Origin of the sequence: Pseudomonas asiatica (assembly GCF_009932335.1) — a bacterium.
GTDB lineage: Bacteria > Pseudomonadota > Gammaproteobacteria > Pseudomonadales > Pseudomonadaceae > Aquipseudomonas > Aquipseudomonas asiatica.
Genome location: NZ_BLJF01000001.1, coordinates 2,091,805 through 2,118,672 on the forward strand (window position 1 = coordinate 2,091,805; position 26,868 = coordinate 2,118,672).

Annotated in this window: 22 protein-coding genes; 7 read left to right on the forward strand and 15 right to left on the reverse strand. The window is 62.1% G+C overall.

The genetic code is table 11. From position 1 onward, the window contains the following. Nucleotides 1–54 precede the first annotated feature (54 nt). The 3 genes from GYA95_RS09870 (at nt 55) to galE (ending at nt 5,259) form a co-directional block, all read left to right on the forward strand. Nucleotides 55–1,581 carry an O-antigen ligase family protein gene (locus GYA95_RS09870; RefSeq protein WP_015270412.1) on the forward strand — a complete coding sequence of 509 codons (1,527 nt, stop codon included), beginning with the start codon at nt 55–57 and terminating at the stop codon, nt 1,579–1,581. Nucleotides 1,582–1,586: 5 nt separating this feature from the next. Beyond that, nucleotides 1,587–4,202, forward strand: a complete 2,616-nt coding sequence (locus GYA95_RS09875; RefSeq protein ID WP_015270413.1) for a cellulase family glycosylhydrolase — start codon at nt 1,587–1,589, stop codon at nt 4,200–4,202. Between the two features lie 79 nt (nt 4,203–4,281). Further along, the gene (gene galE / locus GYA95_RS09880) at nt 4,282–5,259 is read left to right on the forward strand and encodes a UDP-glucose 4-epimerase GalE (protein ID WP_015270414.1); all 978 of its coding nucleotides are present in this window, start codon (nt 4,282–4,284) and stop codon (nt 5,257–5,259) included. A gap of 191 nt (nt 5,260–5,450) precedes the next feature. On the opposite strand, the gene GYA95_RS09885 is transcribed toward galE, so the two are convergent. The 9 genes from GYA95_RS09885 to GYA95_RS09920 form a co-directional block, all read right to left on the reverse strand. Next, complete coding sequence (locus GYA95_RS09885; protein ID WP_015270415.1) at nt 5,451–6,257, reverse strand: CpsD/CapB family tyrosine-protein kinase; 807 nt, start codon at nt 6,255–6,257, stop codon at nt 5,451–5,453. 10 nt (nt 6,258–6,267) lie between these two features. Beyond that, nucleotides 6,268–7,830, reverse strand: a complete 1,563-nt coding sequence (locus GYA95_RS09890; protein WP_043935638.1) for a GumC family protein — start codon at nt 7,828–7,830, stop codon at nt 6,268–6,270. Between the two features lie 19 nt (nt 7,831–7,849). Beyond that, nucleotides 7,850–8,965 carry a hypothetical protein gene (locus GYA95_RS09895; RefSeq protein WP_024087164.1) on the reverse strand — a complete coding sequence of 372 codons (1,116 nt, stop codon included), beginning with the start codon at nt 8,963–8,965 and terminating at the stop codon, nt 7,850–7,852. A gap of 24 nt (nt 8,966–8,989) precedes the next feature. Beyond that, entirely contained in the window at nt 8,990–9,547 is a 558-nt protein-coding gene (locus GYA95_RS09900) for a polysaccharide biosynthesis/export family protein (RefSeq protein WP_015270418.1), read from the reverse strand. Nucleotides 9,548–9,805: 258 nt separating this feature from the next. Beyond that, complete coding sequence (eppA, locus tag GYA95_RS27620; protein ID WP_013972718.1) at nt 9,806–9,982, reverse strand: EPS-associated small membrane protein EppA; 177 nt, start codon at nt 9,980–9,982, stop codon at nt 9,806–9,808. Nucleotides 9,983–10,231: 249 nt separating this feature from the next. Next, nucleotides 10,232–10,774 carry a helix-turn-helix domain-containing protein gene (locus GYA95_RS09905; protein WP_015270419.1) on the reverse strand — a complete coding sequence of 181 codons (543 nt, stop codon included), beginning with the start codon at nt 10,772–10,774 and terminating at the stop codon, nt 10,232–10,234. A 222-nt stretch (nt 10,775–10,996) separates the two neighbouring features. Further along, on the reverse strand, nt 10,997–12,415 hold the full coding sequence (locus tag GYA95_RS09910; protein ID WP_013972720.1) for a short-chain fatty acid transporter: 1,419 nt from the start codon (nt 12,413–12,415) through the stop codon (nt 10,997–10,999). Between the two features lie 175 nt (nt 12,416–12,590). Next, the gene (locus GYA95_RS09915; RefSeq protein WP_015270420.1) at nt 12,591–13,247 is read right to left on the reverse strand and encodes a CoA transferase subunit B; all 657 of its coding nucleotides are present in this window, start codon (nt 13,245–13,247) and stop codon (nt 12,591–12,593) included. A gap of 35 nt (nt 13,248–13,282) precedes the next feature. After that, nucleotides 13,283–13,981 carry a CoA transferase subunit A gene (locus GYA95_RS09920; protein ID WP_015270421.1) on the reverse strand — a complete coding sequence of 233 codons (699 nt, stop codon included), beginning with the start codon at nt 13,979–13,981 and terminating at the stop codon, nt 13,283–13,285. Between the two features lie 140 nt (nt 13,982–14,121). Here GYA95_RS09920 and GYA95_RS09925 point away from each other — a divergent pair, with 140 nt between their 5' ends. Both GYA95_RS09925 and GYA95_RS09930 read left to right on the forward strand, forming a co-directional pair. Next, nucleotides 14,122–15,027: a LysR family transcriptional regulator gene (locus tag GYA95_RS09925; RefSeq protein WP_013972722.1), complete on the forward strand. Its 906-nt coding sequence runs from the start codon at nt 14,122–14,124 to the stop codon at nt 15,025–15,027. Further along, the gene (locus tag GYA95_RS09930) at nt 15,015–15,836 is read left to right on the forward strand and encodes an aldo/keto reductase (RefSeq protein WP_015270422.1); all 822 of its coding nucleotides are present in this window, start codon (nt 15,015–15,017) and stop codon (nt 15,834–15,836) included. Before GYA95_RS09925 ends, GYA95_RS09930 begins: the two co-directional genes overlap by 13 nt. Before the next feature lie 130 nt (nt 15,837–15,966). Here the strand turns inward: GYA95_RS09930 and GYA95_RS09935 are convergent, their stop codons facing one another. The 4 genes from GYA95_RS09935 to lexA are packed head-to-tail and all read right to left on the reverse strand — an operon-like array spanning nt 15,967 to nt 21,697. Continuing rightward, nucleotides 15,967–19,047, reverse strand: coding sequence for an error-prone DNA polymerase (locus tag GYA95_RS09935; protein ID WP_015270423.1), 3,081 nt, complete (start codon nt 19,045–19,047; stop codon nt 15,967–15,969). After that, the gene (locus GYA95_RS09940; RefSeq protein ID WP_161551384.1) at nt 19,044–20,462 is read right to left on the reverse strand and encodes a Y-family DNA polymerase; all 1,419 of its coding nucleotides are present in this window, start codon (nt 20,460–20,462) and stop codon (nt 19,044–19,046) included. The genes GYA95_RS09935 and GYA95_RS09940 overlap by 4 nt, the downstream gene beginning before the upstream one ends. A gap of 6 nt (nt 20,463–20,468) precedes the next feature. Then, nucleotides 20,469–21,089 carry a translesion DNA synthesis-associated protein ImuA gene (imuA, locus tag GYA95_RS09945; RefSeq protein WP_015270425.1) on the reverse strand — a complete coding sequence of 207 codons (621 nt, stop codon included), beginning with the start codon at nt 21,087–21,089 and terminating at the stop codon, nt 20,469–20,471. Beyond that, nucleotides 21,089–21,697 carry a transcriptional repressor LexA gene (lexA, locus tag GYA95_RS09950; protein ID WP_013972727.1) on the reverse strand — a complete coding sequence of 203 codons (609 nt, stop codon included), beginning with the start codon at nt 21,695–21,697 and terminating at the stop codon, nt 21,089–21,091. The genes imuA and lexA overlap by 1 nt, the downstream gene beginning before the upstream one ends. Nucleotides 21,698–22,086: 389 nt before the next feature. Between lexA and GYA95_RS09955 the strand changes: the two genes are divergently transcribed. Both GYA95_RS09955 and GYA95_RS09960 read left to right on the forward strand, forming a co-directional pair. Continuing rightward, nucleotides 22,087–22,488, forward strand: a complete 402-nt coding sequence (locus GYA95_RS09955; RefSeq protein WP_015270426.1) for a hypothetical protein — start codon at nt 22,087–22,089, stop codon at nt 22,486–22,488. Then, nucleotides 22,485–22,802: a hypothetical protein gene (locus tag GYA95_RS09960; protein WP_015270427.1), complete on the forward strand. Its 318-nt coding sequence runs from the start codon at nt 22,485–22,487 to the stop codon at nt 22,800–22,802. Before GYA95_RS09955 ends, GYA95_RS09960 begins: the two co-directional genes overlap by 4 nt. Nucleotides 22,803–23,104: 302 nt before the next feature. On the opposite strand, the gene GYA95_RS09965 is transcribed toward GYA95_RS09960, so the two are convergent. Then, on the reverse strand, nt 23,105–24,823 hold the full coding sequence (locus GYA95_RS09965; RefSeq protein ID WP_015270428.1) for a UvrD-helicase domain-containing protein: 1,719 nt from the start codon (nt 24,821–24,823) through the stop codon (nt 23,105–23,107). A gap of 3 nt (nt 24,824–24,826) precedes the next feature. Further along, entirely contained in the window at nt 24,827–26,638 is a 1,812-nt protein-coding gene (locus GYA95_RS09970) for an ATP-dependent nuclease (RefSeq protein ID WP_015270429.1), read from the reverse strand. Nucleotides 26,639–26,868 lie beyond the last annotated feature (230 nt).

Sequence of the window (26,868 nt, forward strand, 5' to 3'; positions counted from 1 at the left end):
TCAATCAGCCACGACGCTAGCCGTTGCCCACCGATGCAAAGGTGCACATAGCCAATGCCTGAACATTTTCGTGCGTTGATCGTCATCCTTTTTCTGGCGAGCGTGGTCTTCCTGCTGGCGCGGCGGCCTGCCACCGACCTGATTCCGCTGAGCGACTTCAAGCGCCGACGCAACCTGTGGTTCCTGCTTACCCTGCTGGCCTTCTTCTCGCACAGCTTCTGGCTGTACCTGGGTGCTGGCGCCGTCATCCTGTACATCGCCGGGCGCCGCGAACACAACCCCATGGCGCTGTTCTACATGCTGCTGTTCCTGATCCCGCCGGCTTCGGTGCAGGTGCCCGGGTTTGGCGTGGTCAATTACCTGGTCGACCTCAACCATATCCGCCTGCTGGCCTTGTGCGTGCTGTTGCCGGCGGCGCTGGCCCTGCGCCGGCAAGGCGACACCCTGCGCTTCGGCCGCACCTGGCCCGACAGGTTGTTGGCGGCCGGCCTGCTGCTGATGAGCGTGCTGTACCTGCGCGAGACCACCCTGACCGACACCCTGCGCCAGACGCTGTACCTGTTTGTCGACGTGTTACTGCCGTATTACGTGGCCAGCCGTGGCCTGCGCCAGATCAGCGACTTCAAGGACACCCTGCTGGCCTTCGTGCTTGCCTCATTCGTTCTGGCCCTGATCGGCGTGGCCGAGTACGTGCGCCACTGGCTGCTGTACAGTGCCCTGGTCGACGCCATGGGCGTGCCGTGGAGCATGTCCGGCTACCTGAGCCGTGGCGGTTCGCTGCGCGCCAGCGTTACCACCGGGCAGGCGATTGCCCTGGGTTATGTGATGAGCGTGGCCATCGGCCTGTTCCTTTTCGTCCAGGGTTACGTGCGCCGCCCCCTGCAGCGGGCCCTGGGCGCCCTGCTGCTGGCCGCAGGGCTGTTCGCGCCACTGTCACGCGGCCCGTGGATCGGTGCCGTGGTCATCGTGGTGGTGTTCATCGCCCTGGGCAAAGGTGCGGTCAGGCGCCTGGCGCTGCTCGCTGCGGCCGGCATGCTGGCCCTGCCCTTGCTGACCATCGTGCCCGGTGGCGACAAGGTACTGGACATGCTGCCGTTCATCGGCAACCTCGAGAAAGAGAACATCACTTACCGCGAACGGCTGATGGACAACTCGTGGATCGTCATCCAGCGCAACCCGTTGTTCGGCTCGTTCGACTTCCGCAACACCCCGGAAATGCAATCGATGATCCAGGGTGACGGCATCATCGACATCGTCAACACCTATATAAACCTGGCACTGCGGGTCGGGCTGGTCGGGCTGGGCCTGTTCGTGGCGTTCTTCGCTGCCGTACTGCACGGTATCCGCAAGGCCATGCGCAGTTTCCCCGACAAGGACGACGAGCGACGCCAGCTCGGCCGGGCATTGCTGGCGACACTGATCGGCATCCTGGTGATCATCTTCACCGTCAGCAGCATCACCTTCATCCCGGTGGTGTACTGGACTGTCGCCGGACTGGGCGTGGCCTATGTCCAGATGGTTCGCAAGCTGCACAACAGCCAGGCCATCGCGCTGGCCGACCCCGCCCTTCAACCCAGGTGACGCCTATGAACCTGCTCCCCCTGCGCCGCTGGGGTTTTCAAACCCTGCTGCGGGTTTCGGCCATCGCCGGCCTGACCTCACTGCCGCTCACCGGCTGGGCCTCAGCGTGGCAAGTCAGTGTCGATGAACAGAACGGCCTGCCCTTGGTGACCCGCGGTGGTGGGCCAGTGATGAAAGCCAAGTTCGACTTCTGGGCGGCCAACTGGAGCTGGACCGGTTTTTCCACCACGTTCAAGGTAGTTGGCCCCGGCCACTACACGCTGCTGGGCAAGAACAAGGAACTGGACTTCGATCTGGCGGCGGATATCCGCAAGGAGCAGGCGCAAACCCTGGGCTGGGCCTTCGACCTCGAGGCCCACAGCCGCCAGGCCGGAGTAATGGGCGGTGGCATGGTGTTCGAGTTCGACCCTGGGCAAATTGCCGGGGGCATGGGTGCACCGCAGCTGCTGCCCGGCAACCGTGGCTGGTCATGGGGCAAGGCTGACCAGGGCCGACGCATCGAAATGCGCTTCGACCCGCCGCTGGCCAAGGTGTATTTCGAGCGCGGCAACCCGTCCGAACTGCGTGCGTTCATTTACAGCGACCCGATCAACGCTGGTCGGCAGCAGATCAAGGCGGTGCTGAACATCACCGGCGACATCGACCTGGGTCCCACGCCCAGCGAACGCTTCGGCCTGGCCGACCCCGCCGGTTGGCCCGACGACCAACTGGACTGGCGCACCTCGCCCGTGGACCTGTCATTCCTCAACGCCCCGGAAAAGCCTGCCGGCAAGCATGGCTTCGTCAAGGCCGTCGGCGAGCAGCTGATGTTCGAAAACAACACCCCAGTGCGCTTCTGGGGCACCAACCTGTCCGCCTATTCGCTGTTCAAGAGCCCCGACGAAGAAATCCGCCAACAGGCCAAGCGCCTGTCGGCACTGGGGTTCAACCTGGTGCGTTTGCATCACCACGACTCGCCCTGGGTCAGCCCGAACGTGTTCGGCGACGGCACCCTGGTGCGCGATACCCAGCAGCTCAGTGCCGAATCGCTGCGCAAGCTCGATTTGTGGATCAAGGCGCTCAAGGACGAGGGCATCTATATCTGGCTGGACCTGCACGTGCAGCGGGCGCTTACTGCCAATGACAATATCGATGACTTCAAGGAACTGGCCAAGGGTGAGAGCCAGGTCGACCTGAAGGGTTACGCCTATGTGAACCGAAGCATCCAACAGGCGATGAAACGCTTTGCCGAGCAGTACCTGACTCATGTGAATGAATACACCGGCCTGGCTTACAAGGACGACCCCGCCATCGCTGCCGTGCTGCTCACCAATGAGAACGACCTCACCCAGCATTATGGTAACGCCCTGATGCCGAACAAGGACGTGCCGCGCCATAGCGAGCGCTACATGGAAGCGGCCAAAGCCTTCGCCAAACAATATGACCTGCCCACCGACCTCACCTGGCGCGCCTGGGAGCATGGCCCTTCGAAGCTGTTTCTCAACGACCTGGAACAGCGCTTCAACACCGACATGATCACTCACCTGCGCGGCCTCGGCGTGAAAGTGCCGATCGCCACCACCAGTACCTGGGGCGGCAATGGCCTGAGCGCGCTGCCGGCACTGACCACAGGCGATGTCATCGATGCCCATGGCTACGGTGCCAATGGCCAATTGGAGAAGAACCCGTTGACCAGCGACGGCGTGATCGACTGGCTCGCTGCCGCCCAGGTAGTCGGCAAGCCGCTGACCGTCACCGAGTGGAACGCCGAACCCTTCCCGCTGCCCGACCGCCACTCGCTGCCGCTGTACGTGGCCGGCACCGCTGCCCACCAGGGCTGGGACGCCATGATGCAGTACGCTTACAGCCAGCAGGCCTTCAACCCTGGCTGGCGCACGGCGGATAACTGGCACGCGTACAACGACCCGGCGATGATCGCCACCCTGCCCGCTGCCGCCCTGCTCTATCGCCGTGCGGATGTGAAGCCGGCCACTACCCGATACGTGTTCGCGCCGACGCCCGCCACCCTGTACAACCAGGAGATCACTCCGCGCAACTCGCCACTGCTGCGCACGGCCATGGAAAAGGGCCAACTGCAGATCGCCCTGCCACAGACGCCGGAGTTGCCCTGGCTGAAACCCGCCGCCATCCCTGCCGGTGCGCAGGTACTGCAGGACCCGGAGCAGTCCTTGCTACCGGCCGACGCCACGGAAGCGGTCAGCGATACGGGCGAACTCAAGCGCAACTGGCAACAGGGCATCTATACCATCGATACACCGCTGACCCAGGCCGCCACCGGATGGCTGGGAGGTCGCTTGATCAGCCTGGGCGCCATCCAGGTGCAAGCACGAACGCCGTACGCCAGCGTCGTGGTGCAAAGCCTGGACGGCAACCCCCTGGGCCAGTCGCGCGAACTGCTGCTGTCGCTGGGTACCCGGGCCGTGCCCAAGGCCGATGACAAGACACCGTTCAACGTAGAGCCGCTTGCCGGCACCTTGAGCATCAAGGCGCCTGCTGGCCTGAAGCTGTTCGCCCGGGATGCACAGGCCCAGTTGAAACCCTTGCCGATGGCTTACCAGGATGGACGCTACAGCATCACGTTCGACGGCAAGTACATGTCCAACTGGCTGTTCTTGAAATAGGGCATATGGCCATCTACCCTCACAACAGTCCTGTAGCTGAAAAGCGCAGCTGTACAACAGCAGAGTCCAGGAGGCATGGATGAAGTTTCTGGTTGTCGGTGGCGCAGGCTACATTGGCTCGCACATGGTCAAGCACCTGCTCGGTACAGGCCATGAGGTGGTGGTGGCGGACCTCGTCTCGCCCGGCCCCGGCGTCCAGTGGGCGAAACTGGACATCGCCGACGAACCCGCCCTGGATGTGCTGTTCGGTGTTTGCCGCTTCGATGCCGTGTTCCACTTTGCCTCGTTCATCCAGGTGGGCGAGTCGGTCAGCGTGCCCGGCAAGTACTACCAGAACAATGTCGCGGCCACCCTTTCCCTCCTGCAGGCCATGGTGAATGCCGGTATCAGGCACCTGGTGTTTTCTTCCAGCGCAGCCGTCTACGGCAACCCGCAGTACGTGCCGATCGACGAAGCGCATGCCAAGGGGCCGATCAACCCGTATGGGTTGAGCAAATGGATGGTCGAGCAGATTCTCGAGGACTTCGACCGGGCCTATGGCTTGAAGTCGGTATGCCTGCGTTACTTCAACGCAGCGGGCGCAGACCCGGAGGGCCAGCTGGGAGAGCGTCATGAACCCGAAACCCACCTGATCCCGCTGATCCTGCAGGCCGCTTCGGGCCGGCGTGATGCAGTAACGGTGTTTGGCCGCGACTACGACACGCCGGATGGCACCTGCATACGCGACTATGTGCATGTGGCCGACCTGGCGGCGGCTCATGCACTGGCGGTGGATTACCTGCTGGCGGGTGGCGAGCGAACTGCGTTCAACCTGGGCAACGGGCTGGGCTTTTCGGTGCAGCAGGTGATCGATACGGCCCGGGCGGTGACTGGCCGGCAGATCCGCACCCTCGACGCCCCCCGCCGCCCCGGCGACCCGCCCCGATTGGTGGCGGATGCTGGCAAGGCCATGCACATGCTGGGCTGGCGGCCGGAGTTTGCCACGCTGGAGTCGATTGTGCGGCATGCGTGGCAGTGGGAGTTGCAGTACCCCTGGGCTCGCTACCCCACAAGCTGAAAAGAGTGCGCCATACCTGTGGGAGCGGGCGCGCCCGCGAACACCGGCGCAGCCGGTGCCATCCACCGCGTCGCCTGCTTCGCGGGCATGCCCGCTCCCACAGAGACCCCACCAGCTGAAGGAATGCGCTGTACCTGTAGGAGCGGCCTTGTGTCGCGATGGGCTGCGAAGCAGCCCAACAATACCGAGACTCAATAATAGGTTCGAGGCTGCTCGTCAGCTTTGTTCAATACCGTTCCCACCAGGTTCACCCTTGCCAGGTGATGCAGGCAATCCTCGATCTCCTTCCTGTTGTTCATACCGTTGGCCACCACCAGCAGCACACAGTCGAACTTGGGTATCACGGTGATCGCATCGTCAGAACTGAGCAATGGCGGCAAATCGAAAATGCAGATGCGCGACTCGTATCGGTTGCGTAGTTCGCTGATCAGGTTGCTCACTTTGGGCGACGACAGCATTTCGGTGGACAACGGCACCGGCACCCGCGTGGGCAGTACCACGAACCGAGGCAAGGTCGGGTTGACCAGGCAGTCCTGCAACTCGGCCTTGTCCGTCAGAAACTCGTTCAACGACTGGTCCATGGGCAGGCCCAGGCTGCTGCCAACCTTGGGTCGACGCAGGTCGAAGTCCACCAGCAAAGCGGTCTTGGTGGTGTGGTGGGCGATGCTCATGGCCAGGTTGATCGCCAGCACCGTCTTGCCCGCTTCAGGGGTTGGCGAGGTGATGGCCAGGGTTCGCCAGCCATTCTCGTCCATGGTCCTGAGCACTTGCGTGCGCAGCAGGTCGATCGGCCCGTTCATGTTGGAGTTCTTGTTGTAGGCGACGATACGGTGACGCTCCAGGTGCTCCGCGCGCAGCGGCACCACCTTGGTGTTCACGTAATCGAACTGGCCAGGCACTTCCGCCAGTCCCGTACCAGGGGCGGGTGACAAGGCCTGCGGGGTACCCGGGGTAACCTGGTGAAGATTATTGCCAACAGCCGGCTTGGTCCTGTCCATCACTGCTTCCCTATGCAAACCGAGACATGACTTTGAACAACAGCACATCCAGTGGCATGTAGAACACGTGCACCAGCACTACCATGATAGCCGCCAGCGCCAGTGCCGCCACGATCAGCCAGTTGCGCCAACGCTTGCGCCTGGCCACATCGGCCTTGGTATCGATGTATGGCAGCGCCACCAGCACCCGCCTGCCCAGCAGGTTCTCCAGTGCACCGACGCCGCGAATGCGCTGGTTGAACATCTCCAGCAGCATCACCAGCGCACCGCCACCTGCCGGTGCCAGCACCAGGCCCAGCGCAGCGATCTTCTTGCGGTTGGGCTTGATCGGTTTCTCGGGCATCAGCGGTGGTTCAAGCAGTACAAAGCGCTCGGCCTTGTTCTCCTGTTCCAGGCTTTCGGTAATCTTCGCGCCCATTTCCTTGGCGCGGATTTCCTCGTACTTCTTGCGCGCGTTGTCGTGGTCACGCATCAAGGTCACCAGGCCACGCTCGACCTGCGGCGCCTCGAGGATCTCGGCCTCGTAGCCTTCCATCTTGCGGGTCAACTCGCGCTTTTGCTCGGCCAGCGAAGCAATGCGCTCCTGTGCCGCGCTCATCTTGGCGCGCACGCGGGCGACATCGAGGCCGACCGTGGAGGCCGCTGCCGTGCGATTGCCACTGGCTTCGAGCGCCTGGATCCTGCGCTTGACCGCCACCACATCGGGGTGGGCTTCCTTGTAGCGGCTCAACAGCCGGGCATATTCGGCCTTCAGGCTGGGCAGGTCCTGGGGCTGCTCGGCACCGGCCGCCCTGGGGCCTTCGCCGGCCTTGGTTGCCAGCCCGGCATTGGCCGCGGACAGTTCCAGCTCAAGGTAACGCAGTTCTTCCTGGGCGGCCTTGTAATCACGGTCGACCTCGCGGAACTCCAGCTCCGACCGTGACAGCATGTTCATGCGCAAGGTCTGGTGCTCGGGCAAGGCGTTGGCGTGGGCCTGCTTGAAATCCGCCAGCTGGTTTTCCAGGTTGGCCAGCTCGGCACCCAGCTTGTTCGCCTCCTGGGTGAGGAACTCGGTGGTTTCGTTGGCCCGCTCGGTACGCTGCTTGAGGTTCTCGTTGAGGAACAGCGTCACCAACTCATCGGCGACTTCCTTGGCCACCTCGGGCTGCTTGTGCTCGAAGGACACATTGAACGCCACGGTCGCTTCACCCCGCCCGCGCACGTATGTGGTAAGGGTTTCGACGACGATGGCGCTGCGCATGTGGTCGATCTTGTCGCTATCGCTGAAACGCTTGTCGGGAAACAGGTTGTACTTGTCGATGATGCGCAGCAGGTTCTCGCGGGTCATCACCCGCTGGCGAATCACTTCGATGCGTTCATCGGCAAAGCTGGTGTTGTTGGTCGACACCAGCTCAGGGGAAATCTGCTGCGACTCCACCAGGATGGTGCCGGTCGATTGGTAGATCGGCGGCACCATCACCGCGACTGCAACGGTCGCGGCCAGGATGACTACGATGCTCACCCCCAATAACAGGGCCCTGTCCTTGATTATGGCAATGTAATCTCTGAGGGAGAGCTCGTAGTCAGACTTCATGGGGCCACCTGCCTGAAGTTCAGATGTCGGGGTACCTGTACGTCAACGTCAAACCCACGATCGTAGCGTTCGCATCGGCTTCGTTATCCTGCTGCCGTTCCTTGTACATCAGCGACAGGCGCAGGTCCCAGTACGGCGAAAACTCGCGGCTGGCCCACACGCTGTAAGTCTGCAGGGTGTTGGGGGTCTGCCCTTTGCTGTCTTGCCAGGCAGCGTCCGCGCCCACCCGGGTCAATTCGCTGACGGCGTAACTCCACACACCGCGCACCTGGTCCAGCTCGGCGAAGCCGCCTTCGGCGCTGGCTACCGTGCTGCGTTCGGCGGTGAAGCTGGCGACGGCGCGCGCACCGGTGTAAAGCAGCGCAACCCCACCCTCCCCGCGTCGGCCACCTTCGTCACCGGAAACCTCGGTGACACCCACATGCGCATCGGCGCTGAGGCTTTCGGAAAACTGGTACTTGACCCCGACCGCGGGGCTGTAGCTGTTGGACGCCGTCGCCGTCTGGTCCTCCTCGGGCTCATAGCGCCGGGCACCAAAGCGGCTGTACAGATCAGCCCGCTCGCTCCAGGCGTAGGTCCAGGTGAACACGTTGCCCAGTTCTTCGTAACCCGTCAGCGTACTGATGTCATAACGGGCACGGTTGTACGTGGTTTCGTTGCTCAAGGTGCTACGCTCGGTAACCGCCTGGCTCCAGTTGCCGGTCAGCGTATACAGCTTTTGCGTGCCATCGGTGGTGACCACACCGGTATCCAGCACCGTTCCCGACAGCGTCGAACTTTCGTTGTAACGCGCCAGCAGGCCAAACCGCCCGCGCTCGGTCTGACGCTGCCAGCCCAGGCTCACGTCAGGGTCCTCACGGTTGTCGACCACCGCCGTGTCGGACGAGCGCAATACATTCATACCCAGCCCCAACCTCAGTTCGTCCCGGTCGAAGGTACCGATCAGGGTGTAATCCGGCGCGATGATCGTGCGCGTTATGCCCTTTTCACCCGACGACAGCAGCAAGGGGTTGCTGTCATGTTCGACAGATGTCGGTACCACTACCGTAGACTGCCAATTTGCTGCCAAGACCGTGTTCGTAAACGGCAACACCAAGATTGCCGTTGCAATACTAGTTGTTCTGAGAAGAGGCATTAAGTGTTCTTATTAAAGGCAAGATCAAGGGACGACCAGCGTATCGCCAGCCTGAAGTTGGATGTTGGTGGACATATCCCGGCCAGACACCAGGTCTCTATATCGCACGGGCAGGATTTTTTGGGAAGCGCCAGTGCCGCGCACCACTTTGATTTCGCTTTCATCTGCAAACTTGTCCAGGCCGCCAGACATGCTCAGGGCCTGCAACACTGCGGTAGGGCCCGCCATCTGTACCGGCCCGGGCTTTATCACTTTGCCTTGTACATAGACCAGGTTGCCGGCGATGCTCTTGACGACAACGCTGACGTTCGGGTCGGGGAGGAATTTCTCGAGTTTGGCAGCCACTTGTTTTTCAACGGTCGTCACATCCAGCCCGGCAACATCGATGCGACCTGCCAGGGGGAACGTGATACTTCCATCGGGAAGTACGGTGGCTTCCTGGCGCAGGCTATCTTCCTGCCACACCGAAACCATCACCACATCGCCGGGGCTGAGCAGGTAGGTAGCACTGCTCGGGTCGGCCTTACCGGCACCAGACCACACCATCAGCATGCAGAACGCGGCAAACATTGAACGCACCATGAGGGTCCCTCCGGCCGAAAAGGCCCGACAAAGAGCACTGAATGAGAACAGCACACCAACTCTCGCTCCGCTTCGCGGCATACGCCAACCGCGATAACCTCGATCTTTACGAGGCCTTGCCTTGACGCTGTGCAGCCTGGGCTTTGCTGCCTGCAACCGTGGACCTGCACGGGCTACTGGCAATATAGCAACGGCTGGGGAATTGACAAGCGAGGCCCCGGGCCGCTGGCGTCAAGGTTAGAACCCAGGCTGGCGGATTCAGATCTTTCTCCTGTTGGCGACAGCTACAAAGCCAACGACAGCAAATGCAAAGAACCACCCTGCCGTTGAAACAGGGACGATACTGTTCTGATTGATATACATATCCGCGGCACGCGCTGCGCCACTTAACAGCGCCAGCAAAGACATCGATTTGATAATCAGAGCCGTGCGCATACGCCCTCCTGAAGAGGAAAATCAACTGTTTGTTGGCGTGGTGTTCGGGAGTTGTTTCACCGTTGAGATGAGCTTATGAACACAATGACATTGCGTCAACGATTCGACACTATAATAAAATTCAATGGGCGCCGGACAATATAGTCAAAATATCGACGCGCAAATTGAGCATAGGGCGCTGCATTGGTGGCGCCATAGTTTCATCGCTGAGAAAGGCAAGGCCGTGGGGCGCTTTGGCGCCCCGGCATGTTATTCGTCTGTGTGATGCACCACGACCAGCAACTGCGCCGGCAGCGGCCCCACCGACCTTAGCCGGTGTGGTGTCTGGGCATTGAAATGCAAGGCATCGCCTTGCTCCAGCAGTACCCGCTCGCTCATGAAGTCCACTTCCACCTGGCCGGCGTGGACGAACAGGAATTCTTCGCCCAGGTGCTCCTTGAACGTAGGGTCGCTGAACTCGGTCGGCGGCTGGATCAGGAACGGCAGCAGGCTGCGCTGCCCGACCTGGCTGGTGAGGGCCGAGTACCCCGGCCCTGCCCCGTCACCCACCAATGCCTGGCGCTCGCCATGGCGTACCAGGCTGTAGCGGTTCTGGCCGGTCTGCTCTTCGGCGAACAGTTCTTCGACATTGACATTCAGTGCCCGCGCCAGCTTCAGCGCGGCGGCGATCGAGGGGGTGTTCAGGCCACGTTCGACCTTGGACAGGTAGCTCTTGGTCATGCCGGTCTTGTCAGCCAGCAGCTCCAGGGTCATCCCCAGTTTCTTTCGCAGCAGTTTCAATCGGATAGACATGTGACGCGGATTTCCCAGGCGAAGGCAGCCTGGTAATGATACGTGGACTGCTCAGGAAATGCTGGGGCTGCTGCGCTGAGTCTTGTAGGAGCGGCCTTGTGTCGCGATAGGGCTGCAGAGCAGCCCCGGCAATTTGTGCACTATTGCTGAAACCCTGGGGCCGCTTTGCGGCCCTATCGCGACACAAGGCCGCTCCTACAAAAAGCCAGCGCAGGCCCAGGGTTACGGCATCACCGGCGGCAGGTACTGCAATGTCGTACCCAATGCCCACAGCAACACCAGCACCAGCGGCACGTGCACCAGCAACTGCACGAACGAGAAGCCGATCAGGTCGCGTGCCTTGAGCCCCAGTACCCCCAGCAGCGGCAGCATGTAGAACGGGTTGATCAGGTTCGGCAAGGCTTCTGCGGCGTTGTAGATCTGCACTGCCCAGCCCAGGTGGTACTGCAGGTCATTGGCCACCAGCATCACGTACGGGGCCTCGATGATCCACTTGCCACCACCCGATGGGATGAAGAAGCCCAGCACCGCCGAGTAGACGCCCATCAGCACGGCATAGGTGTCATGCGTGGCGATCTGGGTGAAGAACAGTGAAATGTGGTGGGCCAAAGTCTGCTCGTCGACGCCCTTCACCTGGGTGAGAATGGCAGCGATCGAACCATACAGCGGGAACTGGATCAGCACCCCGGTGGTGGTCGGAACCGCACGCGCCACCGCATCGAGGAAGCTGCGCGGGCGCCAGTGCAGCAAGGCACCGAGCATGATGAACAACAGGTTGTAGGTGTTCAGCCCGGAAATGGCGGTAATCGCCGGTTTGGTGGCGAACTCCTGGTACAGCCAGCCGGCGGCCAGGGCCACCAGCAACAGGATCAGGATGGGGCTGTGTTCCAGCCACTCGCCCGGGCGGGTGCGCTGGGGGGCCGGTGGCGCGGTGAAGCTGGGGTCGACCCCGCAGTCCTGGGCGCTGCGCGCGCTGTTCGGGCCCGGCGCCGTGGCGTAGGCGATCACCAGCGAGACCACTACCAATGCCGCCAGCATCACGCCGGACTGCCAGAGGAAGATGGTCTCGGTGAACGGGATCACCCCGGTAATCGACAGGATCGACGGTGGCAGGCTGGCCGGGTTGGCCTGCAGTTGCGCCGCCGACGAAGACAGGCCCAGCGCCCACACGGCGCCCAGGCCCAGGTAGGCGGCGGCGCCGGCGGCGCGGTAGTCCATCTTCAGTTCGGTGCGTCGGGCCAGGGCGCGCACCAGCAGGCCGCCGAACACCAGCGACAGGCCCCAGTTGAGCAGCGATGCCAGCATCGAGATCAGCGCCACCCAGCACACTGCCGAACGGCCATTGCCGGGGATGCGCGCCAGGCGGTCGATCAGCCGCGCCGCGGGCGGCGAGCTGGCCACCACATAGCCGCCGATGACCACGAAGGCCATCTGCATGGTGAAGGGGATCAGGCTCCAGAAGCCATCGCCAAAGGCCTTGGCGGTGTCGGTCGGCTTGGCGCCCATGGCCAGGGCGCCGATGCACACCAGCAGCACTGCCAGGGCGGCAAACACCCAGGAATCGGGGAACCAGCGTTCGGCCCAGTTGGAGCAGCGCAAGGCAAAGCGCGCGGAACGGCTGTCTTGGATTTCAGCGGCCACAGTTCAATTCCTTTTATTGGTTTTATCGGATACATCAGCAAAAACGCAAAACCCCTGTAGGAGCAGCCTTGTGCTGCGAAGCGGCCAGTACAGACAACACATCTCGTGCATGCCTGCGCTGGCCGCTTCGCAGCACAAGGCTGCTCCTACAGGGGGGGGCGTGACGCTCGCGATCTTAGAAGGTCATTTCCTTCACATCATCCGGCACGATCAGCTTGCCGGCGGTTTTCTCGATGATTTCCTCGATGCTCACCCCAGGCGCGGTCTCGCGCAGGATGAAGGCGCCGTTTTCGATTTCCAGGTAGGCCAGGTCGGTCAGCACCTTGCGGATGCAGCCAGCACCGGTCAATGGCAGGCTGCACTGCGGCAGCAGCTTGGACTCGCCGTCCTTGGACGCGTGGGTCATGGTGACAATGATGTTCTCGGCACCGGCCACCAGGTCCATGGCGCCGCCCATGCCCTTCACCAGCTTGCCCGGGATCATCCACGAAGCGATGTTGCCTTGCACATCCACTTCGAAAGCGCCGAGCACGGTCAGGTCGACGTGGCCGCCACGGATCATGGCGAACGACTGCGCCGAATCGAAGATCGAGGCACCGCGGCGGGCGGTGACGGTCTGCTTGCCGGCGTTGATCATGTCGGCATCGATGGTGCCTTCGGTGGGGAATTCGCCCATGCCGAGCAGGCCGTTTTCCGATTGCAGCATCACATCCATGTCGGCGGGTACGTAGTTGGCCACCAGGGTCGGAATGCCGATGCCCAGGTTTACGTAGTAGCCGTCCTTCAGTTCACGGGCGACGCGTTGCGCCATCTGTTCGCGGGTCAGTGCCATGGTCAGGATCTCTTTGTTGTTCTGGTGGATGGCGCTCAGGCCTTGACGGTGCGCTTTTCGATACGCTTTTCGAAGGTGCCGACGATGACGCGGTCCACGTAGATGCCCGGGGTGTGGATCTCGCTGGGCAGCAGCACGCCAGGTTCGACGATCTCTTCCACTTCGACCACGGTGATCTTGCCGGCGGTGGCCGCCAGCGGGTTGAAGTTTTGCGCGGTGTTGCGGTACACCACGTTGCCGTAGTGGTCGGCCTTCCAGCCCTTGACGATGGCGAAGTCGCCGGTGATGGATTCTTCGAGGATGTACTTGCGGCCGTTGAATTCGCGCACTTCCTTGCCGTCGGCAACCGGGGTGCCGTAGCCGGTGGCCGTGTAGAAGGCCGGGATGCCGGCGCCACCGGCGCGCATTTTCTCGGCGAGGGTGCCTTGCGGGGTCAGTTCCACTTCCAGCTCGCCGCTCAGCAGCTGGCGTTCGAACTCGGCGTTCTCGCCCACGTAGGAAGCGACCATCTTGCGGATCTGCCGGTCTTCCAGCAGCACGCCCAGGCCAAAGCCGTCGACACCGCAGTTGTTGGAGACCACGGTCAGGCCCTTGACGCCACGGCGCTTGATTTCGCTGATAAGGTTTTCAGGGATACCGCACAGGCCGAAACCACCAGCCAGTACCGTCATGTTGTCGGTCAGGCCTTCGAGGGCCTGTTCATAGGTTGCAACGCGCTTGTCCAGTCCGGCCATGCTGATCCGCCTTTTGTAGTTGTTGAACCGACGAGGCTGTCGGTGAGCGTGTGGGGACATCTTCACCGCAAGCGACTGATTTGTTAATTTTGTTTTCATCATCGATTGATAACTTTTGCAAAACAACCAACAGGCCTGTCATGAACGTCAAGCAACTGCGCGCCTTTGTCGCTGTGGCCAAATACCAGAGCTTCGCCCAGGCCGGTGAACACCTGCATGTCTCGCAACCGGCACTGAGCCTGACCATCAAGGCCCTGGAAGAAAACCTTGGCGGCGCCCTGCTCAGCCGCACCACGCGCAGCGTCAGCCTGACTGCCGAGGGCGAGGTGCTGCTGCCGCTGGCACGGCGCCTGCTGGCCGACTGGGACGACACCGAAGAAATGCTGCGCCAGCGTTTCACCCTGCAACTGGGCCGGGTTTCGGTGGCGGCCATGCCGGCCTTTGCCGGCAACCTGCTGCCCCACTCGCTGAAGGTATTTCGCCAGCGTTACCCGAAGGTCAACGTCACGGTGCACGATGTGATCAACGAACAGGTGCAGGAACTGGTGCGCCATCGCCGCGTCGAACTGGGCATCGGCTTCGAACCGGACAACAACGATGGCCTGGATTTCCACCCGTTGTACATGGACCGTTTCGTCGCCGTGGTGCCCGCCGATTCGCCCTTGGCGCAGCTGCCCCAGGTCAGCTGGGCACAATTGCTGGCCGAAGACTTCGTGGCCCTGCAACGCCCTTCGGCGGTGCGCCTGCTGATGGAGCAGAACGTGGCCGCCCGCCACGGCAAACTGGCGGTGGCTTTCGAGAGCCATCAGTTGTCTACCGTCGGGCGCATGGTCGCCAGTGGGCTGGGGGTCAGTGCCGTGCCGGCACTTTGCATCAATCAGATGCAGGAGCTTGGCGCCCGCTGCGTGCCCTTGGTCGAGCCCACGGTCGAGCGCCGCATCGGTGTGATTGCTCTTAGCGAACACAAGCTTTCCACGGCAGCGCAAGCGCTGCTCGAGGTACTGCTTTCCAATACCCGCATCCCGGAGGTGACATGCGTTACGTGAAACTGGCAGGTTCGAGCGTTCCGGCCATCGGCCAGGGCACCTGGTACATGGGTGAAGATCCGGCTCGCAAGGCGGCCGAGGTGGCGGCCCTGCAACAGGGTATCGAACTTGGGCTGAGCCTGATCGATACCGCCGAGATGTATGCCGAAGGTGGCGCGGAAGAAGTGGTTGGCCAGGCCATTGCCGGCCGCCGCGACCAGGTGTTCCTGGTCAGCAAGGTGTATCCGCACAATGCCAGCCTGCGCGCCATGGCCGCCGCCTGCGAGCGCAGCCTCACCCGCCTGGGCACCGACTGCATCGACCTGTACCTGCTGCACTGGCGCGGCCAGCATCCGTTGGAGGAAACCGTCGAAGCGTTCGAGCGCTTGCGCGAGCAAGGCAAGATCAAGCGCTGGGGTGTTTCCAATTTCGATGTCGACGACCTGCGCGAACTGCACAACCCCGATTGCGCCACCAACCAGGTGCTGTACAACCCGGCCCAGCGTGGCATCGAGTTCGACCTGTTGCCGTGGTGCGAAAAGCGTGCGCTGCCGACCATGGCCTACTGCCCGCTGGCCCAGGCCGGGCGCCTGCTGCAGCACCCGGTGCTGGCGGAAATCGCCGAGCGCCATGGGGCCACGGTGGCCCAGGTCAGCCTGGCGTGGGTGACACGCAATGACGGGGTGATAGCCATCCCCAAGGCCGTGACACCCGAGCATGTGCGGTTGAATGCCGCTGCGGGTGCGCTGACCCTGACCGGCGAAGACCTGCGGGCGATCGACCGGGCGTTGCCGGCACCGACGCGCAAGCAGCGGTTGGCGATGGTGTAGCGACTGACACGAAATCGTTTTTTGTGGGAGCGGGCGTGCCCGCGAACACCGGCAAAGCCGGTGCCATCCACCGCGGGGGCTGCTTCGCGGGCTTGCCCGCTCCCACAAGTACCCGCGCAAAGATGGGGCTTCAGTGAAAGTCCCGGCTGCGTACATCCAGCCCTTGCAACAACGGGCTCACATCCTCCAGCCGCCGTGCTATCAGGTGGCGCACGCCATTCTCCTGCTCCAGCCGCCCGCTGACCTTGAGCAACTGCGCCCCCACCAGTGCCCGCCGCTGCCGCTCGGCAAGATCCCGCCACACCACCACATTGACCATGCCGTGCTCGTCCTCCAAGGTGACGAAGGTCACGCCGCTGGCGGTCTGTGGCCGCTGGCGGCCCACCACCAGCCCGGCCACGGCAATGTTGTCACCATGCCCGACATCTTGCAGCTCGCGCGAACTGCGACAGCCCAGGGCCCGCAGGCGTGAGCGCAACAAGGTCAGGGGATGCGGCCCAAGCGTGGTACCCAGGGTCTGGTAATCGGCCATCAGGTCCTCTGCCACACTGGGGACGGGCAGTTCGACGGTACGTTCCGGCAAGGCTTCGATATCGGCGAACAAAGGCAGCTGCGGCTGCACCGCCGCCACCTGCCAGCGCGCCTGGTGCCGGTCGCTGGCCAAGGCGCGCAACGCGCCGGCATCGGCCAGGTGGGCGCGGGCACGCGAATCGAGCCCGGCACGCAGGCACAGGTCTTCGACATCGCGCCATGGCCGCTGTGCCCTCGCCTGCTCCAGGCGCCTGGCATCGGCCTCGGCAAGGCCGCGTACCAGGCGCAAGCCCATGCGAATGGCCAGCACCTCTCCAGGCTCAGGCTCGAGCGTGCAGTCCCAGTCACTGTGGCACACATCGACCGGCCTGACCTCGATACCCTGGCGTCGGGCCTCTTGCAGCAACTGGTCGGGGCTGTAGAAACCCATGGGCCAGCTGTTGACCAGCGCGCAGGTGAAAATCGCCGGTTCATGGCACTTGAGCCAGCTGCTGGCGTAGCACAACAAGGCAAAACTGGCCGCGTGCGATTCCGGAAAGCCATAACTGCCAAAGCCCTTGATCTGCTCGAAGATGCGCTCGGCAAACGCCAGGTCATAACCATTGCGCAACATGCCCTGCACCAGCCGCTCGCGGTGCGGTTCCAGACCGCCGTGACGCTTCCAGGCGGCCATGCTGCGGCGCAACTGGTCGGCCTCGCCCGGGGTGTAGTCGGCCGCGACCATCGCCAGCTCCATCACCTGCTCCTGGAACAGCGGCACACCCAGGGTGCGCTCGAACACTGCCTTCAGTTGCGGCGAGGGATAGGTCACCGGTTCCTGCTTCAGGCGCCGGCGCAGGTAAGGGTGGACCATGTCGCCCTGGATCGGCCCGGGGCGGACGATGGCCACCTCGATGACCAGGTCGTAGAACTTTTCCGGCCGAAGCCGCGGCAACATGGCCATTTGCGCGCGCGATTCGATCTGGAACACGCCCATGGTCTCGGCACGGCTGATCATCGCGTAGGTGGCCGGGTCTTCGGCGGGGATGGACGCCAGGGTCAGGTGCCGGCCACGGTGGCGTTGCAGCAGGTCGAAGCAACGGCGCAAGGCGCTGAGCATGCCCAGCGCCAGCACGTCGACCTTGAGCAGGCCGACCATGTCCAGGTCGTCCTTGTCCCACTGGATCACCGTGCGCTCCGGCATCGCGGCATTCTCCACCGGCACCAGTTCGTCCAAGGGTTGCTGCGAGATGACGAAGCCGCCCGGGTGCTGTGACAGGTGCCGAGGGAAGCCGATCAGTTCGCCGGCCAGCACCAGTACCCGGCGCAGCGAAGGGCTGCCCGCCTCGAAGCCGGCCTCGGCCAGGCGCTGGTCGTCGGGTATGCGATCGCTCCAGCGGCCACAGCATTTGGCCAGGGCGTCCACCTGGTCGGCGGGCAGCCCCAGCACCCGCGCCACATCCCGCACCGCACCGGCGGCATGGTAGGTGTTGACCACCGCAGTGAGCGCCGCCCGGTGTCGGCCGTAGCGACGGAAAACATACTGGATCACCTCCTCGCGCCGGTCGTGCTCGAAGTCCACGTCGATGTCCGGCGGTTCGTTGCGCTCGCGCGACAGGAAGCGCTCGAACAACAGGTGGTGTTGCATGGGGTCGAGCTCGGTGATGCCCAGCACGAAGCACACCACCGAGTTGGCAGCCGAGCCCCGCCCCTGGCACAGAATGCGCTGGCTGCGGGCGAAGGCGACGATGTCGTGCACAGTCAGGAAGTAGCTTTCGTAGCCCAGCTCCTCGATCAGCGCCAGCTCCTTGGCCAGCACATCCCTCACTTTGCTGCTCGGCCCGTTTGGCCAGCGCGACGGCAAACCCTGCTGGCACAATTCGCGCAACCAGCTCGCCGGGCTATGCCCCTGGGGCACCAGTTCGCGTGGGTACTGGTATTTCAATTCGCTCAGCTCGAACTGGCAGCGCGCAGCGATGGCCAGGGTCTCGGCCAGCAAGTCGGCGGGATAGAGCTCGCCCAGTTGCGCCTGGCTGCGCAGGTGCCGCTCGCCATTGGCAAACAGGAAGCGCCCGGCCTCGGCCACCAGGCAATGCTGGCGAATGGCGGTCATGCAATCTTGCAGGGCGCGGCGACCGCGCACGTGCATGTGCACGTCGCCACAGGCCACGGCGCGGATGCCGACCCTGGCCGCCAGGCCGCGCAAGCGTTCAAGGCGCAAGGTATCGTCACTGCCGCGGTGCAGGTGCACGGCCAGCCACAGGCGCTCACCGAACACGCCGTGCAGCCACTGCCCGGGGGTGGCATTGCCGCTGTCATCGGCTACCCACAATGCCAGCAGGCCCTGATGGTGCTGCTGCAGGTCATCGCGAAACAGTTGGTACTCGCCCTTCTGCGCCCGCCGCCGGGCCCGGGTGATCAGCGCGCACAGGTTCTGGTAGCCGGCCAGGTCCTGCACCAGCAGCACCAGCCTGGGGCCGTCCTGCAACTGCACTTCACTGCCCACGATCAGCCGCAGCTGGTGTTCCTTGGCCGCCTGCCAGGCACGGACGATGCCGGCCAGGGTGCATTCGTCGGTGATCGCCAGCGCCTGGTAGCCCTGTTCACGCGCGCGCCGGAACAGCTCGTCGGCGCTCGACGCGCCGCGCTGGAAGCTGAAGTTGGACAGGCAGTGCAGCTCGGCATAACCCGGGGTGTTCATGCGAACCAGCCCTGCAGCCACAACGGGCCGGCCTTGCCCAGGTCGCGGTAGGCCCAGCCGCGCAGGCCGTCGCGGGTTTCGATGCGGTAATAGTCGCGGCGCACATCGCCGCCATCCCACCAGCCCGATTCGATGCGCTCGGCATGGCCTTGCAGGCGATAGCCGCCTTCGTCCAGCGCCATGGGGGCCGACAGCAGCCAGCCAGGGCGGCTGCCAGGAACGACCGGCATGCTGCCCTCGGCACCCTGCTCTACCGCTTGCCAGGCGCATTCGGGGCGATGATCGGCTGCCGCGCTCAGGCCCTTGACCGTCTCATCCCCCAGGCGGGCGCGTAGCCGTTCGCGCAATTGTTCCCAAGGTTGCGCCTGTTGCGCACGCGGGTCGAACAATGCCTGGTGTTGCGGCACGAAGGGTGGCAGGTCCTCGGCAACCAGCCGCAGGTTGCGCACAGGTGCGGGAATGCGTAGCGGCTCCAGGCGCCCGCGCGCCAGTTCGAACAGCATCGCGGCATCGCGTTCGGCGGCCAGCAGGCCTACCTTCAGCAAGGTATCCGGCCCTTCGGCATGCTCCAGGTGCAGGCAGAAACGCTGCACGCCACAGTCACGCCCGGCGAGGAACGCGGCAAGGTCGTTGAGCATGCGCCGCAGCGGAAACAGCAGGGCCTGGTGCGATTCGACGTCGAAGTTCAGCTCCAGCCGGGTCTCGAAACGGTCCGGGGGCTGGTAGAAGCCCAGCCCCAGGTTGCGCAGGCCGAGCAGCTGATCAAGGTGCAGCTGCACCTGGGCCGGAAAGCGCCTGGCCAGGCTGTCGCGGGGCAAGGCCAGCACCTGGCTCAACTGGCGCAGGCCCATGCGGGCAAAGGCCTCGGCAGCCTGCGCAGGCAGGCCGATACGCTCGATGGGCATGCCCAGCAGCGCCGCACGGGTGGCATCGGCATCCATCACGGCCAGGCCATCGTGAGCATTGGCGAGCATGCGCGCCGCCACCGGGTTGCTGGCCAGGACGATGCGTTGGCGCAAGCCCAGCTCCGCCAGCTCCTGGCGCAGGCGGGCCTCGAACAGCGGCCAGGGGCCGAACAGCTGCAGGCTGGAGCCCACCTCCAGCAACAGCGCCCGTGGGTAGTGCAGGCTGACCTGGGCACTGAAGCGGTAGGCCCAGGCTGCCAGCAACTGCTGCACCTGGTCGATGCGCTTGGGGTCGGCTTCGACGCAGCTGAAGCCATCGGCCAGCGCACGCGCCGTCGTCAGGCTTTGCCCGGCCCGCAGGCCGAGCGCCGCCGCCGCCGGGTTGACCGCCTGCAGCACACGTCGCTGGGTCGGCCCGCCAAGCAGCACCAGGGGGGTATCGGGGTCGTCACGCTCACGCAGGACCGTGTCCAGCGCCAGCTGCGGAAGCAGGATGCAGGCCCAGAGCATGTTGCATCAGCCCCGCCCCGGGCAGGCGATGGGCAGCGCCGGGGGCATGCCGCCACGGCTTTTCAGCACGCGCCATTGTGCCGGGCGGGTGTCGACGGCAATGCGCAGCGCTGCGGGCGAAGGGTTGTGCGCCGCCTGTTGCGGCCGGCAGGCGAAGGCCAGCGCCTGGCCGGTTTCGGCAGCCACCTGCAAGCGCCGCAGGGCGCGGTCATCGGCACGTTCCGGCCAGCACAGCACCGCCGCGCAACTGCCGGAGCGCAGGCACTGCTCGGCGGCCCACAGGGCATCGGCAGGTTCGGCGTCCACCTGTACCAGCCAGCGCAGGTCCACCCCCGCGGCCTGCCAGGCCGGGGCGTAAGGAATGAATGGCGGAGCCACCAGCACGATTCGGCTGGCTTCAGCGCTCAAGCGGGCCAGGGTCGGCCACAGCAGTTGCAATTCGCCGCAGCCGGGGCTGGCCAGCAACAGTTCGCTGAGCGCAGCCGCCGGCCAGCCACCTTCCGGCAGGCATTGGTCAAGGGCGACATGGCCCGTGGGCTGCAGGCCGAGCGGCCGCGCCTGGGCCTGCCGGCCGCGCCATACCCGGCGCTGGTCGAGCAACCTGTCGAGGTCGACCACCGCGCCCATCAGTCACGCCTCAGCAAGCCGCAGAACACGCCTTCGATGAAGAACTCCTGTTCAGGCCGCACATCGATGGGCGCATAGGCCGGGTTGCGTGGCAACAGCCGGTAATTGCCACCCTGGCGCTGCAGGCGCTTGATGGTCACCTCGCCGTCCAGGCGGGCGACCACGATCTGGCCATCGCGGGCGTCGGCCTGCTGGAGGATGCCGACCAGGTCGCCGTCGAAAATGCCGTCGTCGATCATCGAATCGCCACGCACCTTCAGAAGGTAGTCGGGGGTACGGCGGAACAGGCTGGGGTCGAGCAGCAGTTGCTCGTGAATGTCGAGGTCCGGGCCGATGGGGGCGCCTGCCGCCACCTGGCCCAGCACCGGCACTTCGAGGATTTCCGGGCGGCGCAGCCGTTCGGCCAGGCGTATGCCCCGCGCCTGGTTCGGCGTGACGTCGATGTAGCCGGCCTGGCACAGGGCGGTGATGTGCTTGCGCGCCACGCTGCGCGAGGCAAAACCGAAGCGCGTGGCGATATCGGCCAGGCTCGGCGGCTGGCCGTGGTCGGCGATGCGCTCACGGATGAACTCGAAGATGGCGCGGCGTTTTGGGGTAAGATTGTCCATGGAGCACATTTGTACTCTTTTCGGAGCACGCTGAACAGCCCCCTTCGTCGACGGCTTGGCGGCTGCGATAGTAATCAGAACTGAAAAGGCCAAAAAGCGGTAAGTCAAACCCCCAAATCGACCCTACAGCACATTCCCTAAACATTAGTTCCAGGCCGCCCACCACCATCGCGTGGTCTCAGTCGTTCCGCCTGGCCCTCTCTGTGTCTACTGTGTCATCGGGGGATGCTCCTAGGCCGTTGCGTGAAAGCTCCACATCCGTGGCGTACATACGCTTCCGCTGAACGACCGCCCTTGCCACGTCGACCATAAAAGCCACACAGCTATGGCTTTGCTTACTGTTGATTTGGGGGCATGCTGTTAACGAAAGGTCGCGAGGGGAACAAGTCATGAACCAAGAGGCATTTCAAATAAGCGCGCTGTCAGCTGCTGAATTGGCTGATTACCTACGCAACACGAAAGGGACAACCTCTCCAGGGGAACGTTACGCCAGGGCTTTTGGTCTGAACCCAGCTGAGTTTGACGTTTACCTCGCTACGTATCGCAAAAGCCAGGCAGATGGTGCAACCACGACTGACTCCGAAGCAGCGCTACGCTTCATAGCAGATGTCCTACGTGTGGTTCTGATGGTGACTGAGACCGGTGCGACTATCGAGCAAGCAATTGGCTGGTTCCGCCAAGATCAATTGTTAACTTTCGAGGGGCGAACTGCGGAGCAACTAGTCAGTCAGGGCCAAGTTGAGCAGGTGCTGCAATTTCTGGCCTCCTGGCAGGCCGGGAGTCAAGGATGAGTAACGACGCCTACCTACAGACCGGCCAGCAACCGAACTATCACTTATGCTATCGAACCATCCTTTGCGCCATGGATGAGCGATACGACATACGCGGCTATGTACTGGCGGAAATGGTGAAAACATGTCTGAAGCACCGAGCCTGTCTATCTGCGGCCCAGCGCGAGTGCTTTATGCGATATGCGCAACCGGAGGCGATCATCTATCTCGAATATCTAACGGCCAATTTATTGTTTGGCCCACAGGGACGCTTTTCACCCAAGGAGTATCATTATTCACAAACAGCAGATATCAATCAGTTTCGAGGCCTCTGATGAAAATGAAAAAGAGCTAGTGTACAGGACATCGGACAGGATCAAACTCGTACTTATTCGAAAGCCGATTAATCGGAGTATCATCCGCGAGCTGTAAGAAAGGGGTAATGGTACAACCTTGATCAACCAGCGCCGTTTTGCACTAATCTGGAACCCGCTCACCATTATCCGCCAGACAAAGAAGGCGAGGTGGTTGGGCCTGGGCATTTTGTCTTTCACTCTAGGTTAGCGGATCGCAACGTCCGATCAGCCGCACATCAGTAATAATACGATGGTCCCTGGCGGCATCCCCAATCTTGCGTTCAAATCAACGGGCAGCGATTTCGCCCAGTCGGCGTCAAGATAGTCGCCTTCTTCATTGCACGAGTGACAGCGACACGCATGGCTAAACGGGCCTGACGCACGCGATCCGGGGTTGCTTCGGTCGGCAAGAAACGCCCCTTCATCACTCCCTCATAAAGAATGACCTCTGTGAATTCCTTTCCCTTCGATTTGTGCATGGTCATCAGATGGAGCCCCTTCCAGTCCCTGGTGACAGCTTGAAAGTGGTCCTGAATAAGAGCATCCCGCACCAGCTTCTCTGCTCCTGAATAGCCTTCAGCTGAGCGCCACATCTCGCTCAAACGGCTTCGAAGCAGCGACCCCTTCCCAAGCAAGCGCACATACCGACCATCTATACCGATCTGCTTGAAAACCTGCTCGGTGCTTGAATCCAGAAATTGTCGTGCGGCAACCCAGTCAACTTGGGGGTCGCCAGTCAATTGCAACTCAAGACGCTGGACTGCAATAAGCTGTGCGGCAGCAAGAACCCGCTTGTGCGGCGCTCGACGAAGTGCTTGCCCACCGAACAACTGCTCCAGAGCGAGTACCAATTCCAAGTGAGCCTTGCTTGGGGCTTTCTCGCCTTTCCTGCCACGCAGATGAGCACATAGGTTTCTAAGAAGTCTTTCAGTAATGAGTTCAGCATTCGCGCCACCTTCCAGCAACGCGGCGATCGCCGTAGCAGAGAGCGCTGCCGCCTCCTGGTCGAACGCCACCTCATGGGAAAGCCTGGGCAGATTGTCCGCATCACTCGAAAGGTACGCAGAAACCTCAGCCATGAAGCTTTTGCTGGGAACCAGAATGGCTAGTGACCAATCACGTCCGTATCTATTCAACCGTGCTATAGCAGTCAGAATGGCAAATTTGAAAGCCCGATGGAGCATCCCCTTGCGCGGCGCATAGGGTGTAACCGACACATGGGTGTAGGCTCTGCCCCTATTTACTCCTGCCAGCAGATCGTTGCCGAACTGGACAATGTCGGTCCCTGTGCTCCGGTGATTTTCCATTCCAAAAGAAAAGGAGGCGGGGCGGTAGGCCTGTTCGAACTCTTGAATCCTGCTAGCACTGGCACCGCGGAATTCGTAGATTCGTTGTTCCGGATCAGCTAAAGCCAGCACCTGGCTATGCCGAGTCAACGCCCGAATGAAACGCCACTCATCCTCGTTCGTGTCCTGGAACTCGTCGAGTATGATCAGTGGATAGCTGTTGCCGTAGATGCGCTGCAGCGACTGGCTTCTCTCCAGCAACATGGCAGCATTGCTGGCGAACAGGTCGAAGTGCAACAGTCCCTCCTCCTCGAGCAGCCTGATTTTCTCCAAGGCTATCTGTTCTTCGCTCAATGTGGACAATCGCGCAGCAGCCTCTGGCGGAGGAAGAAGCGATAAGGGTCGCCCGTTGCGGAGCAAGTAGCCATGGCTGCGCAGCAAATTCCACGTGAAGCCATGATAGGTGTTGACCTCGAGCCGAGCCTGCTCAAGTTTCGGCAGCATTTTCCCGGCCTGTTCCGCAACCCTCGCGACCGTTGCCCTGGCGAAGCTCAGGAACAGCACCTGCTGATACTCTGTGAGGTCTAGTCGGCCTAGAAATGCTTCAGCTTTGAGCAATGCGACTGTGGTTTTCCCTGAGCCAGGGCCGCCCATCACCACCAGATGTCTGGGTGACTCGATAACATCCCGTCGAGACTGATCAAGCACCATCATCTGTTAAGGCCCAACCAAATCGAGAAAGTCATCATCCAGTTCCGACAGTTCAGGCTCGGGCTTCTTGGGAACAATTGTGGCTGTAATGCTCTCGAGGGTGCTGACAATGAATTCCGGGAGTTGATGTCGGGTCATGGCGGTACAAAGTAAGCTGGCAGCAGCACCATCGCCTTTCCAGCGCTTCAGCAGCACCCCTAGAATCGCTGCTACCTCATCCTTCGTGGCATCAGGGCCCGGGGCCTTGTCCTTTAAGTCTGAAGGCCAAGCACCGCTGTCGACCAGAGACGCAACCCAGCCACGCAACACTTCCTCATCGGTTCCTTTGAGAACGACGTTCTCGAAACCTTTCTCAGGCGCTTGATAGGGGTAGTCGACCGACGCCCTAATAGCTTCCAATTGCTCGGGTGCCTGCTCGTCGAAAACGGCATAGACCTTCTTCCCGAGCCTGCGGTAGTAGGCCCCCATCGGAGCGATCAGCGAGTCAGTCGTCGCATCGATGATTGGGATGCCCAACGCCTCAAGCGGCATGAAAGACTCCGGCTCCTGCTGATGAAGCAGTCGCGCTACGGCGGGCCAAGCGTCATATTCCGTCCGGCCTTCGGCAATCAGCACCCGACGTGCCAGAAGGGCCTCACAAACACGCAGCCGCATGTCTTGCCGGTACATTTTTGCTTTGATGCCCGGCGGCAGCCCTGCAGGCATAGCACTCAAGTTTCCATCGTTTCGGCTGATAACGATTACCTGCTCGGGGTCGAACTCTTCGAGCACGTAAGGCGAATGCGAGGTAAACAGCGCCTGGGCTGACTTGTTGCGCACACCGTTGATGATGCGTTTTTGAATATGCGGCGGGATTGCTATCTCTGGCTCCTCCATCGCAAAAATCACGTTCTGCTTTAGCTCCGCGATCAGTGACAGAAGTGCCAGTACCATCATGTTAACAGTACCGGTGCCTTGGCTCTGGAATGGTGCTGCATGCGCTTCGCCATCACTGCGCTGCGCACCGGTTGCCATGAAGACAGTTAACGCTTTTCGCAGAGACTCGCGAGTCAGTTGCGTGACACGCATTTGGGGATCGCTACCATCATCGCTGGGCATGTAGCCGCGGATCGAGGCCTGAACATCCGCCAGGATGTCGTTGATCCCGATCTCCGGATCAGCTGCAACCTGCAACTGTCGAAGCTCAACCAAAAGCCCTTCCCAGATTTTGAAGTTCTTGTCGTCCTGTAACCGCAAAATGATGTCCAAGAGCGAACCACGCTCAAGGCTCAACGCACGACTGCCGGTTCGGATCGTGCGCAGATACAGAAATCCACAGACACGCTTATCGGCAGTTCTGAAGAAATCGTAGGACCCATCCTGTTTCATCGGCGAACAGAAGTAAGTGGTACCAGTGAAATCATCCTCATCGGCATCGTAGCTGCCGATAAAAACGACGCGCAAACAGGCCTGAACCATCTGCTCGTCAGTACTCTCTGCTGGCGGGCCTCCGAGCAGATCTCCCGCGCCATTATCCCACCACTCGATGTGATCCCTAAAACGCATTTCCTGATCCATATTCAGATCAGTGATGACCACTTCTATGGTTATGTTTACTGGCTGCCCCTGCAGATCGACATACTCTCCCGCATAAAAATCGTGCTCATCTATCACTGGCCTACGGGAGAGTCGCTCGGGGCCTAGTACGAGATCAAGTGCCTCTAGGAGCGTAGACTTACCAATGTTGTTATCACCAACGATGACGGCATGTTTGGGCAACAAAACATCCGCACGCTTGATGCCACGGAAATTCTCAATCTGCAGCCGTGCAACCCGCATATCCGTCCGCTCCCGATCCTGTGTAAGCCTCAGACAAAAAGGCCAATAGCTATCACACAGTAGTCGAGAAATTGGCCCAATGCCTTCCGTGGGACTGCTTTTGCAGAGCGCGCGTTGCGCTCCCTACGAAGCAGATTCGGCATCGTAACCTTGGCAGCCACTGATCCCATCCGACTTGATAAAGGCCTACTAGGTTAAACGGCGTGACTGGCACATATGCGGAGGCGGCT